The 12,791-nt window shown below is 50.8% G+C and carries 10 protein-coding genes; 8 read left to right on the forward strand and 2 right to left on the reverse strand.

Annotated features, from left to right (window positions below):
- Nucleotides 1–95 precede the first annotated feature (95 nt).
- A complete protein-coding gene (argB, locus tag IEW48_RS13100) occupies nt 96–899 on the forward strand; it encodes an acetylglutamate kinase (RefSeq protein ID WP_188624137.1) in 804 nt (267 codons plus the stop codon).
- Complete coding sequence (gene argD, locus IEW48_RS13105) at nt 892–2,100, forward strand: acetylornithine transaminase (RefSeq protein WP_276529784.1); 1,209 nt, start codon at nt 892–894, stop codon at nt 2,098–2,100. The genes argB and argD overlap by 8 nt, the downstream gene beginning before the upstream one ends.
- Nucleotides 2,101–2,226: 126 nt before the next feature.
- On the opposite strand, the gene IEW48_RS13110 is transcribed toward argD, so the two are convergent.
- A complete protein-coding gene (locus IEW48_RS13110; RefSeq protein WP_188624138.1) occupies nt 2,227–3,315 on the reverse strand; it encodes a nitric oxide synthase oxygenase in 1,089 nt (362 codons plus the stop codon).
- A gap of 197 nt (nt 3,316–3,512) precedes the next feature.
- Here IEW48_RS13110 and IEW48_RS13115 point away from each other — a divergent pair, with 197 nt between their 5' ends.
- The 6 genes from IEW48_RS13115 to IEW48_RS13140 all read left to right on the forward strand — a co-directional run bounded on the left by IEW48_RS13115 (nt 3,513) and on the right by IEW48_RS13140 (nt 12,022).
- Nucleotides 3,513–4,610: a carbamoyl phosphate synthase small subunit gene (locus IEW48_RS13115; protein ID WP_188624139.1), complete on the forward strand. Its 1,098-nt coding sequence runs from the start codon at nt 3,513–3,515 to the stop codon at nt 4,608–4,610.
- A complete protein-coding gene (gene carB / locus IEW48_RS13120) occupies nt 4,597–7,869 on the forward strand; it encodes a carbamoyl-phosphate synthase (glutamine-hydrolyzing) large subunit (protein ID WP_188624140.1) in 3,273 nt (1,090 codons plus the stop codon). The genes IEW48_RS13115 and carB overlap by 14 nt, the downstream gene beginning before the upstream one ends.
- Entirely contained in the window at nt 7,866–8,867 is a 1,002-nt protein-coding gene (gene argF / locus IEW48_RS13125) for an ornithine carbamoyltransferase (protein WP_229704049.1), read from the forward strand. Before carB ends, argF begins: the two co-directional genes overlap by 4 nt.
- A gap of 104 nt (nt 8,868–8,971) precedes the next feature.
- Entirely contained in the window at nt 8,972–10,210 is a 1,239-nt protein-coding gene (locus IEW48_RS13130) for an argininosuccinate synthase (protein ID WP_188624141.1), read from the forward strand.
- 41 nt (nt 10,211–10,251) lie between these two features.
- The gene (gene argH, locus IEW48_RS13135; protein ID WP_188624142.1) at nt 10,252–11,634 is read left to right on the forward strand and encodes an argininosuccinate lyase; all 1,383 of its coding nucleotides are present in this window, start codon (nt 10,252–10,254) and stop codon (nt 11,632–11,634) included.
- Nucleotides 11,635–11,686: 52 nt separating this feature from the next.
- Nucleotides 11,687–12,022, forward strand: coding sequence for a CHY zinc finger protein (locus IEW48_RS13140; protein WP_188624143.1), 336 nt, complete (start codon nt 11,687–11,689; stop codon nt 12,020–12,022).
- A 15-nt stretch (nt 12,023–12,037) separates the two neighbouring features.
- Here the strand turns inward: IEW48_RS13140 and IEW48_RS13145 are convergent, their stop codons facing one another.
- Nucleotides 12,038–12,322, reverse strand: coding sequence for a hypothetical protein (locus IEW48_RS13145; protein WP_188624144.1), 285 nt, complete (start codon nt 12,320–12,322; stop codon nt 12,038–12,040).
- Nucleotides 12,323–12,791 lie beyond the last annotated feature (469 nt).

Here is a 12,791-nt window from a genome sequence, read left to right on the forward strand (position 1 = left end):
CCGGTGACAGACATCAAGATCCCGGCTGATGAGAGACAGATACGGGGCCTGGAACAGACAATGGCTGAAGACAGGTGTGGAGAGGAGTGCGCAACGTGCAATATATAGTCATTAAATGTGGGGGAAGCGTATGTGACGCATTGCCCGATTCATTTTTCCAGCAGGTGGTTGATCTGCAACAAAGCGGTTTGTGGCAACCGGTTATTGTCCACGGGGGAGGGCCGTCCATTTCCGCTTTGTTGAAGGCATTCAACATTACTTCCTCTTTTGTGAACGGTTTGCGGGTGACCACCCGTGAGGTGCTGGATACAGCAGAAATGGTATTGAGCGGCAAGATCAACAAACAAGTGGTGCGCAGGCTGAAACAGGCCGGCGGCAAAGCCATTGGCTTAAGCGGAGTGGACGGGGATCTGCTTGGAGCAGAGCCTGTGTCCGGCCACGAGAAACTGGGTTTTGTGGGCCAGATCAAACAGATTAATACCCACTTGCTGCACACCCTGATGGAGCAAGGGTATATTCCCGTTATTTCCCCTATCGGCGTTGATCAAGACGGCCAGCATTACAACATCAATGCCGATATGGCTGCAGCAGCTGTTGCCGGGGCACTGCAAGCCACCCTATGCTTTGTCAGCGATATCCCGGGGATTTACGTTGAAGAGGGAGAGTCCCGCCGCGTGCTGAAAACCGCGACAAATAGACAACTTGAACAGCTGATTGATGACCATGTGATTACCGGCGGGATGGTACCCAAGGTGAAGGCGGCGATTTCTGCCCTCGCTTATCAGGTGCCCGAAGTGGTGATTCTGTGCGGCAAGGATGAGCAGGCGTTGGCTGCCTTTTGCCAGGGGGAAGCAGTCGGCACCAAAATCGTGATGGAGGGGGCGGCCATCCATGGTTAAGCCAGCCCATACAGCCCAGACTGCAACAGAGAGAGTACAAGAGGGCCAGCATCCTTTAATGCAGGTTTATCAACGCTTTCCCCTGCGCATTGTCAAGGGAGAAGGCAGTTATGTGTGGGATGAGCAGGGAGAACGTTATTTGGATTTTACGTCCGGCCTGGCAGTGTGCAATTTGGGCCACGTTCCGCCGGCGGTCAAACAAGCGGTCCAAACCCAGCTGGAGAGGTTGTGGCATTGTTCCAATTTGTTTCATATTCCGGTGCAAGAACAACTGGCCCAACTCTTGGTGGAAAACAGTTGTGCGGACCAGGTCTTTTTTTGCAACAGCGGGGCAGAGGCCAATGAGGCGGCGATTAAGCTGGCCCGCAAATACGCCAAACAGGTGAAAAAGACGGAAGCATACGAGATTGTGACTTTCACACAATCGTTTCACGGGCGTACACTCGCGACCTTGACGGCAACCGGACAAAAGAAAGTCCAACAAGATTTTCACCCTTTGCCGCCGGGATTTCGCTATCTTCCATATAATGATATGGACGCGTTGCAGGAAGCGGCAGGGGAGCAAACATGTGCAGTCATGCTGGAACTGGTACAGGGAGAGGGGGGCGTTATCCCTGCAGAGCCAGAGTGGGTAGCGGCACTGGACCGCTTATGCAAGAAACACGGACTGTTGTTGATGGTGGATGAAGTGCAGACTGGCATGGGGCGCACGGGGACCTTGTTTGCATATGAGCAATACGGCATTGAACCCGATGTGATCACGCTGGCCAAGGGACTGGGTTCCGGTTTCCCCATCGGCGCTCTGCTGGCCAAAGCCCATGTGGCCCAAGCCTTTACAGCAGGAAGCCATGGCAGCACTTTCGGGGGCAATCCCCTGGCCGCCAGCGCCGGTTTGGCCACGCTGAATGAAATGCTCCACCCTTCATTCTTGCCCCGTGTTCAGGAGTTGGCACAGTATTTAAGCAACGGTTTAAGGGCACTGGCCGAATCAAAGCCGACGATCAAAGAGGTGCGGGGCAAAGGACTTTTACAAGGGATTTTAGTGGGAGAAGGCCAAGCCAAGGCGGTTGTGGATGCTGCCCGAGATAAAAAGGTTCTGCTGCTTGTGGCCGGGCCTGATGTTGTACGGATTTTGCCTCCTTTAACTACGTCAAAAACAGAAATTGATGAGCTGCTAAATGTACTAGAAGCTTGCTGTTAATCTTTGTGGCCGTTGGTTCAGCATTCGCTGGGCAAAATGGTTGAATAGCAACAAATGATGATAGACGAAGAAAAGGTAACCGAGTCAGGACTGCTTCCATCTGTCCTGCGGCAGCAGATCCAGATGTTACTCATATGGCCGATCTTGGTAAAAATAATTGGGTTTCAGTATCCTATTTTCATATGTTTGATGAAAAATATGGGTGGTGGCCGGAGAGAGGGGAGGAATCAGCCAGGTCCAATCTCCTGTCACTTTGCGCCCCGAGTCTCGTTCCTGTTGTTCAAATTGCTTAAACTGTTCGGCAGCGGTATGATGATCAACAATGCTGACCCCATCCTGTTTGTAGGAATGGAGGACAGCCACATTAAGCTCAACCAGTGCTTTATCCTTCCATAATGAGGCATTGCGGCTGATCTCCAGACCCATACGTTTGGCCACCTCCGGCAGCAAATTGTAGCGGAAGGTATCGGCCAAGTTGCGGGCTCCGATCTCCGTCTCCATGTACCAGCCGTTAAACGGGGATGCGGTGTAATGAATCCCGCCGATCTCCAAGCACATATCCGAGATAATCGGCACCGCGTACCATTTGATGTTCAAGTCTTCAAACCAGTCATATTCAGGATGACGAATAGGTACTTCCAAGACCAGCTCCTCAGGGATCTCAAACCACTTTGGTGGCCGCTGTTGGACCTGGATGACCAGGGGCAGCACATCAAAACGGCTCCCTTTCCCTTTCCAGCCCATCTCTTGACAGGCACGGGTCAGGCTTAAAGAAGCGGGATCTCCAGTCACGCCGTTTTCTGTTTCATAACCGGCGTAGCGGATTAACTGATGGTTCCAGATGCGTACCTGTGGCTCCTGCTTAATCTGAGGCTTAAAAATGGTAATCGTCGGTCTGATTTTCCCCTCATTTGTGGCGTAGGTAATATGGTTCAGTAAAGCCTCGTAAATCTCCTGTTCCGTTGTCAGGTGGCGGGCATCAAAGACATGCAAGCTTCTCCAGAACAGACGCCCGATACAACGGTTGCTGTTGCGCCAGGCTACCCTTGCGCCATAGGCCAGTTCCTCATACGTGTGTTCATAATAACCATAACGGTTAATCTCACTTTTAATTTCCTTTAATCGTTCTTCGATGATATCAGGCTTATTCAGCTCGTGGTAACAGGCCGTGATAAATTGTTTGGCCTCATGGAATAAAGTCTCTTTCTCTGTCATAAGAGCCCACCTCTGTGTCAAAGTAGTGCTGTATATATTATAGTCTTCTTTTAAACAAGGTTTACTCTGAGAAGATGAATAAATTGTGAATAGAGGCTAAAAACAAGGTGCGTATTTTTATAAAAGGGATTGAATAATAATTCAACCCCGAGTATAATAATTCATAACTTCTTAAACAGAGAGTAGGAGTGAGAGAGATGCCGGCAGGGTATGTGAAACTGGCAACTGGGGAGGTTTTTACAGGTGAAATCGTCGGTCAAGAGCAGCCGGTTGCAGGTGAAGTGGTGTTTAATACGAGCATGACCGGATATCAAGAGATTATGACCGATCCCTCCTATGCCGGACAAATTGTGACCTTTTGCTATCCGCTGATTGGCAATTACGGCATTCAGCTACACGATAACGAAAGCAGGAAACCGAAGGTAGCGGGGATCATTGTCAGGGAGTTATGCAACGCTCCCAGCCATTATGGTGCTGTGCAAAGCATGGCGCAATGGTTACAAGAACAAGGGCTGACTGCCCTTGTGGGCGTGGATACACGGGCCCTGGTGAAAACCATCCGCCAATATGGCACGGTGCAGGGCATTATCGCTTGCGGTTCACCGGAGGAAGGGATGAAACCCAACGTGGAGCTTCCCCCTCCGTTTACCTCATCTTACTGGGTAGATGCTGTGTCTACAAAAGAAATGATCACCTATCCCAACTCGGGCCCGCATATCGTTCTGGTTGATTTAGGCATGAAAAAATCAATACTGGACTGTTTGCTGGCCGCTCAATGTCAGGTCACCGTCGTGCCTTATTCAACAACCTATGAACAAATTAAAGCGCTTCAGCCTGATGGCGTGGTCTATTCCAACGGCCCTGGCGATCCTGTGGCCTTAACTCCGTGGCTGGAAGAAGTGCGGCGTGTCACTCAAGCCTATCCTACCTTGGGCATTTGCCTTGGACATCAGGTCATTGCCCTCGCTTATGGGGCCAAAACAAAAAAAATGAAGTTTGGCCACCGGGGCGGCAATCATCCGGTGAAGGATCTCAGCACCGGCAAAGTGCTCATCACGCCTCAGAATCACAGTTATGTTGTGGAAGAAGAGAGCGTGGACCTCGAGCAGTTTATGGTGGCTTATCAGCATGTTAATGACGGCACGGTAGAAGGGTTGACACATAAACATTTGCCCATCTATACGGTACAATTCCACCCTGAAGCCCATCCCGGACCAAGTGATACAGCCTATATCTTCCACACATTCCTGCAACATACGCAGAAGGGAGGCCGCTCTGCTTATGCCCTTGCGTAAAGAGATCAAAACAGTCCTGGTCATAGGCTCCGGACCGATCATTATCGGTCAAGCGGCCGAATTTGATTACGCTGGCACGCAAGCCTGTCTGGCCTTAAAGGAAGAAGGGATTAAGGTTGTGCTGGTTAATCCTAATCCGGCCACCATTATGACCGATGAACAGATCGCCGACAGGGTTTACCTGGAACCGCTCACCGTTGAAGCAGTGGAAACCATTATTCAGAAAGAAAAGCCGGATGGGCTGATCGGCACCCTTGGCGGGCAAACAGGTCTCAACCTGACCGTGCAACTGGCTGAGCAAGGCATTTTGGACCGCTACGGGGTAGAGGTTTTGGGCACTTCCATTGAGGCCATTCAGAAAGGGGAAGACCGGGAGCTGTTCCGGCAGCTGATGCTGGACATTGGGGAACCTGTTCCTGAATCCCAGATTGTAGACAATGTGGAGGAAGGTTTACGTTTTGCCCAGTCTATCGGCTATCCCGTCATTACCCGGCCTGCCTATACTTTGGGCGGCTCAGGGGGCGGTGTGGCCAACAATGAACGGGAATTAGAGCGTTTGTTAAAAAAAGGACTCAAGATGAGCCCTATCCAGCAAGTGTTGGTAGAAAAAAGCATCAAGGGCTGGAAAGAGATTGAATATGAGATTATGCGTGATGCCAACGACACCTGCATCACGGTGTGCAATATGGAGAACATGGATCCCGTGGGCATTCATACCGGGGACTCCATTGTGGTCGCCCCTTCCCAAACCTTGACCGATAAACAGTATCAGCTGTTGCGCCAGGCCTCGCTGAAGGTGATCCGGGCGCTGGGAGTGATCGGGGGCTGCAATATTCAATTTGCCTTGGATCCGGAATCTGATCAATATTACATCATTGAGGTCAACCCGCGGGTCAGCCGTTCTTCTGCCTTGGCTTCCAAGGCCACAGGCTATCCCATTGCCCGCATCGCCACCAAGTGTGCCATCGGCTATCATCTGGATGAACTGCTTAATCCGATTACAGGAAACACCTATGCCGCCTTTGAGCCGGCCATCGATTATGTGGTGTTGAAAATTCCCCGCTTCCCCTTTGACAAATTCTCTGAAGCGGACCGGACCCTGGGTACCCAAATGAAAGCAACGGGAGAAGTGATGGCCATTGACCGCACGTTCGAAGGGGCTCTCAATAAAGCCATCCGTTCCCTTGAAGTCAATACAGCAGGACTGGAATGGCCGGCGTTGAAACGATTAACAGACGAAGCTTTAGAAGAGCATTTGGCCCATGCTACGGACTTGAGACTGTTTGCCTTGGCAGAAGCTTTCCGGCGTGGTTGGACAACACAAGACTTGTATAAACTGACCCAAATCGACCCCTGGTTTTTGGAGAAAATCAAAGGTTTGATAGAATTTGAGGAAAATCTGAAAAGTTACACCTGGGGTACACTGCCCCATGAGCTGCTGACAGAAGCAAAGCAGAAAAACATGGCCGACCGTTATTTGGCGCGTCTCTTTCAAGTATCTGAAAGGGAAATTCGCCAGCGCCGCAAACAGCTTGGTCTGGTTCCCGTTTATAAGCAGGTAGATACCTGTGCCGGGGAATTTGAGGCAGTTACACCTTATTACTATTCAACCTGGCACGGCCAAGTTGATGAGGTGGAAAGTGGCGATGGCAAAAAAATACTGGTGATTGGCTCGGGGCCGATCCGAATTGGCCAGGGAGTGGAGTTTGACTACTGCTCTGTGCACGCCACCCTGGCCGTCAAGAAGCAGGGCTACGAGGCTATTGTCATCAACAACAATCCGGAAACGGTCAGCACCGATTATTCAGTGGCCGACCGCCTCTATTTTGAACCGCTGACCGTGGAAGATATTTTACATGTCATTGACAAAGAGCAGGTGGAAGGGGTCTTTGTCCAGTTTGGCGGACAGACGGCGATCAAGGTGGCCGAAGAACTGGCAGCTGAAGGGGTGCCGGTGCTGGGGACCAGCGTGGACATCATCGACAAACTGGAAGACCGGGAACAGTTTTATAACCTGCTCAATGAACTGGAGATCCCCCATATTAAAGGGGCAACGGTTCACCAGGCCCAAGAACTGTACCAAGCTGTTGAAACCTTGGGCTTTCCGGTCTTAGTACGCCCCTCTTATGTGATTGGCGGCCAGTCTATGTTTCTCTTTCACCGCCGGCAGGAAGTGGAGGCGTACTTGGAAAAAGTGGAGCAAGAAGGGGATGAACGCATTTGGCCCCTTTTGGTGGATGCGTATGTGCCCGGACTGGAGTGTGAAATGGATATCATCAGTGACGGTCAAACAGTGGTCATCCCTGGCATCTTTGAACATGTGGAGCGGGCAGGTGTCCATTCCGGGGACAGCTTGGCCATCTTTCCGCCGCCTACCCTGCCAGACAAAGTGAAGCAGACCTTGGCCGATTATGCGGAGCGGATTGCCACTAAGGCGCCGGTAGTGGGAATGATGAATATCCAGTTTGTGGTCGATGGAGAGCAGGTGTATGTGCTGGAAGTGAACCCCCGGGCCTCACGCACCGTGCCGATTATAAGCAAGGTGACAGGGGTGCCGATGATTGAATGGGCCACCCGCGTGCAGTTGGGCGAGTCCCTTGAGGCTATTGCAGAAGAAAAGGGATTAATGCTGGAGCCCGCGTTCTATACGGTCAAGGCGCCGGTCTTCTCTACCGGTAAATTGAAGGATGTGGATCCGGCTTTGGGTCCGGAGATGAAATCGACCGGTGAGATCCTGGGTCTGGGTCTCAGTGTGGCCGAAGCGGTAGCAAAAGCCATGCCGGAGGAATATGACTTTCTGGTTCAGGCTGTTCAGCCGGCCAGCCACAACAAGCAGCACACAGACCTCCAGCAGCCCGGACTGTTATGCGCCATTGCGGACCGGGATAAAGAGGCTGTTTTGCCCCTTATCCAACGCATGGCCAGCCTGGGCATACGCCTGCTGGCCACCAGCGGAACCGCCCGCTTTTTACAGTCACATGGCTTACACGTGCAAGAAATAGACCATGATCTTGAGCAAGTGGAAGAGCTGATGAAACACGGGCAGATTGGGGCCTTGTTCAACTCCCCCAACCAGGGGCGAGTGGTCGGCACCTTTGGCTTTAGCTTGCGCCAGATCGCTTTGGTTTATCAATTGCCTTGCTTCACGTGTCCTGACACGCTCAGGGTGCTCTTAGACAGTCTCGATGTATCCGCCCAAGATATCCGGGCGTTAAGTGACTATAGAAACATTTCTACAGAAAGGGTGTTATCCCCATGACACAACCCCTGCTGAAAGGAGGGGCCGCACCGGCCCCGGTTGCCTCCTTTGAAGAGAACCAGCTGCAACGGAATTTAAAGGGAAGAGATTTTTTAACCCTGGCTGATTTCAGTTCGGAAGAGATTCACTGGTTGCTGCAGCATGCGCTCAATCTCAAACGGATGCAACAAGAGGGCATCCCCCATCCCTATCTGCAAGGAAAAGTGCTGGGCATGATTTTCGAAAAACCATCGACCCGTACCCGGGTGTCGTTTGAAGTGGGCATGATTCAGCTGGGAGGGCAAGCCATCTTTTTAGGCAAGCAAGACATTCAGCTCTCCCGGGGGGAAAGCCTGTATGACACAGCCAACGTTTTGTCCCGTTATGTGGACGGCGTGATGATCCGGACGTTTAGTCACCAGGGGCTAGTGGAATTTGCCCGAGCGGCAACAGTGCCTGTGATCAATGGGTTGACAGATACCCACCATCCGGCACAAGTACTGGCTGACCTGTTGACGGTTTTAGAACATAAGGGCCGTTTGCAGGGCTTAAAACTGGCTTATGTGGGTGACGGCAACAACATGGCCCATTCCCTCTTGGAAGGGGCAGTCAAAGTGGGCATGCATATTGCGGTGGCTTCACCAGAAGGCTATGAACCTGATGCCGCCATTGTGGCCGGTGCAGAAGAGGTGGCCAAGGAAACAGGCAGTCAGGTTTTGATCACCCATGATCCGGTAGAAGCTGTTCAGGAAGCAGATGTGGTGGTGACCGATGTGTGGGCCAGCATGGGCCAAGAAGCGGAGCAGGCCCAGCGTGAGGCCGTGTTTCAACCCTACCAGGTTAATGCTGAACTGTGTCAACATGCCAAATCCGATTACCTCTTTTTACACTGTTTGCCCGCTCACCGGGGAGAAGAAGTGACAGCCGACATTATTGATGGTCCCCATTCGGTTGTTTTTGACGAGGCCGAAAACCGGCTGCATGCCCAAAAGGCGCTGCTCTCTGCCTTGATGAGATAAATCATTTTATTTTTATCATGCAAAATGAATAAAAATACGATATAATAATTAAAGATTCATTCGGGAGTGTCAAAAACTAGACGGACGTAAGGGAGAGGATCTGTATGGCCAAGGATAAAGTCGTGCTTGCCTATTCAGGGGGACTGGATACCTCTGTTTCAATAAAATGGATTCAAGAAAAGTATGGTTACGATGTGATTGCCCTGTCACTGGATGTAGGGGAAGGAAAAGATCTCGATAAGATTAAACAGAAAGCGCTGGATGTAGGGGCAATCAAATCGATCGTCATTGACGCCAAGGCTATGCTGGCTAAGGACTACATCTTGCCCGCGCTTAAAGCCAATGCCCTGTATGAAGGGAAATACCCCTTGTCATCGGCTATTTCCCGCCCGCTGATAGCCAAGCTGCTGGTGGAAGTGGCCGAGCAGGAAGGGGCAGTGGCCGTGGCACACGGCTGCACCGGGAAAGGGAACGACCAGGTGCGTTTTGAAGTGTCCATCCAAGCGCTCAATCCTAACTTGCAGGTCATTGCCCCCGTCAGGGAATGGAGCATGACCCGCGATGAAGAGATTGAATACGCCAAGGAAAAAGGAATCCCCATCCCGGTTGATCTGGATAATCCCTTTTCCATTGATGCCAACATTTGGGGACGGGCCTGTGAAGCAGGCGTGCTGGAAAATCCGTGGACTGAGCCGCCGGAAGAGGCTTTTGAATGGACGCAGCCGCTGGAGAAAACGCCGGATGAGCCGGAGTATATTGAGCTTGAATTTGAACAGGGTGAGCCTGTTGCTTTAAACGGTGAAAAAATGGACCTGGTTACGCTGATTGAAACCTTGAATGAATTAGGCGGCAAACACGGCGTCGGCCGGATTGACCATATTGAAAACCGCATGGTGGGCATCAAGTCCAGAGAAGTGTATGAAAATCCCGCTGCTTTGATCTTGATCAACGCGCACAAAGAGCTGGAATTCCTCACCTTGCCCCGGGAGGTAACCCAGTTTAAGGCGCTGGTGGATCAACATATGGCTAAAATTATTTATGACGGTCTGTGGTATTCGCCTTTAAAAAAGGCATTGGATGCTTTTGTAGACGAAACGCAAAAATCGGTCAGCGGCAAAGTGCGGGTTAAATTGTTTAAAGGTCATCACACGGTGGTTGGCCGCTACTCGGCACACAGCTTGTATAACGAACAGCTGGCCACTTACTCCAAAGGGGATCTGTTTGACCACAATGCCGCTGTCGGCTTCATTAAATTGTGGGGCTTGCCCACCAAAGTATATGCCGAGGTGCACAAGCAGGGACAAAACAAAGCGGACCAGAGCCACAGCTTGCTGAAGACATAAACAGGGTATGGGTCGGGGCCATGCAGAGGGAGGATGCGGATATGGCTAAATTGTGGGGCGGACGTTTCACCAAAGAAACCAATAAACTGGTAGAAAGATACACAGCTTCTATCTCCTTTGACCAGCAACTGGCCGAGGAGGATATTGAAGGAAGCCTGGCCCATGTGCAAATGTTAGGCGAATGCGGGGTGATTGCAGCGGAAGAGGCCGAGCAGATCAAAGAGGGTTTGCTCAAGATCAAGGAAAAAATCCAAACCGGTGAGGTCCAGTTTAGCGTGGAGCACGAAGATATTCATATGAACATTGAAAAGCTTTTAATTGATGAAATCGGACCTGTCGGCGGAAAATTGCACACCGGACGCAGCCGCAACGACCAGGTGGCCACAGATATGCACCTGTACCTGCGCAAAAAAATTAACCGTTTCGTGCAGCTGTTAGAGGAGGTCCAGCAGGCGATTATCAAGCAGGCCGAAGCCCATGTCGAGACCATTTTGCCCGGTTATACCCACTTGCAACGGGCCCAGCCCGTTTCCTTTGCCCATCATTTGCTGGCTTATTTTTGGATGTTTGAGCGGGATAAGGAGCGTTTTAAAGACAGTTTGAAACGGGTGAACATCTCTCCCTTGGGAGCCGGGGCATTGGCGGGGACCACGTTTCCCATCAACCGGAGGCGGACAGCTGAACTCCTGGGTTTTGATGGTGTCTATCCCAACAGTCTGGATGCGGTCAGTGACCGGGATTTTATCCTGGAATTTTTATCAACGGCCTCAATCTTAATGATGCACATCTCCCGGTTATCGGAGGAGCTGGTCATCTGGTCCAGCCAGGAGTTTCAATTTATTGAACTGGATGATGCCTTTTGCACGGGTTCCAGCATCATGCCCCAAAAAAAGAACCCGGATGTGCCTGAACTGTTGCGGGCCAAGACGGGCCGTGTCTATGGCCATCTGATCGGGTTGCTCACAGTGTTGAAGGGCCTGCCCCTGGCCTATAACAAGGACATGCAGGAAGATAAGGAAGGCATGCTGGATACGGTGGCCACACTGGAAGGCGCCTTGCAGCTTTTGGCCCCTATGCTGGAAACCATGCAGGTCAACACGGAAAAGATGCGTCAAGCGGTGCAAGAAGACTATGCCAATGCCACCGACATTGCCGACTATCTGGTGAATAAAGGGGTGCCCTTCCGCGAGGCCCATGCCATTATCGGCCAAGTGGTCCTGTATGCCATTCAGCATAAAAAGTTCCTGCTTGACTTAAGCCTGGACGAGTACCGGCAGTTCAGCCCCCTGTTTGAGGCGGATATTTACGACATTCTGCAGCCGGAGCATGTGGTCAGCGCCCGCAAGAGCGAAGGCGGAACAGCTTTCAACGAGGTGAAAAAGCAATTGGAACTGGCCAAAACGGTGCTGAAGGAAAAGGTATAAACCCGGCTATGGGCGGCCATTTGTCCTGTTTTAATGAGAGGTGGAGGATCCTATGCGGCGTAAAATTGGAAAGGTATGGGTTTATGGAGAAGAACTGGATCAGCACAGCCGTTGCCGCCACTACCGGACAGGGCGGGATATTGTGGCTATTAAATTTCCCTGTTGCCAGCAGTATTGGGCCTGTTACGACTGTCATACAGCGTTAAGCGGGCATCAAGCAGCCCGCTGGCCCCAAGCCAAGTGGGATACAACTGCCATCTTGTGCGGGGCTTGTGGCCGTGAATTATCCATTAAGGACTATCTCGGCTGTCAGTTTCACTGCCCTGCTTGCGAAGCCCCCTTTAACCCCCACTGTGCCCGCCATTATCATTTGTACTTTGAACAGTAGACAGGACAGCTGTTGTTATTTTAAATGTTCATCTAGACTTTTTCGCCCATATTCTTCAGCTACTTTATAGGTATCATACTCTTTGCCGGGATTCGCAACCCCTTTTTGTTCAGCTCTGGGCTGATCTTCATCTCCAGGACGATCAGCGGCAGTATCAGCAGTAGCTGACTTGCCTTCTTTCCAGTATAAGGCTTTATATGTTTCACCGTTTTGTCCTATTTCAGTAAGATAGGTGTTTTCTCCCGGTGAAAAGTTGGCCGTTTGCAAATTTGGGATAGCGGTCTTTTCTTTTTTGCTCATAAACCTAACTCCTTTTGTAGGTAGTTTATAGTTTAGGTAAAAGTCGAAAAGTTATACTGTGGTTACCAAACCTTTCATATCAGTAAGCTAAAAACTTATAGTTGCCCCATTTGTCATATACGCTTTCCAGTTCCTGCTTTGGAGGTCTTTCCGTTGAAATACCTGCCAATGACATTGCCTGATCATAAACCGTGCTCGTTGACATGTAATCACTAAAGAATGGCGTTTATTTTTCAAGCCAGATATCAAATCCTAAATGAGCTTCTTCAATGGCGTATTTGGTGAAGTGAGAAGTCTTGATTAATTCCTCAAATTGCAATGTGTTGCCTTCATGGAAGTTGTCCAGCTGATGTGTTCAATCAGGGTGTATCCCTCGATGACACTGATAACCACCTTGGCCCCAAATTCAACTGGTGCTTTCGCTTTGCCCCGCACAATAGGACGAACATGGGGTTGTTCAATGCTGACA

Origin of the sequence: Caldalkalibacillus thermarum (genome assembly GCF_014644735.1) — a bacterium.
Classification (GTDB): domain Bacteria; phylum Bacillota; class Bacilli; order Caldalkalibacillales; family Caldalkalibacillaceae; genus Caldalkalibacillus; species Caldalkalibacillus thermarum.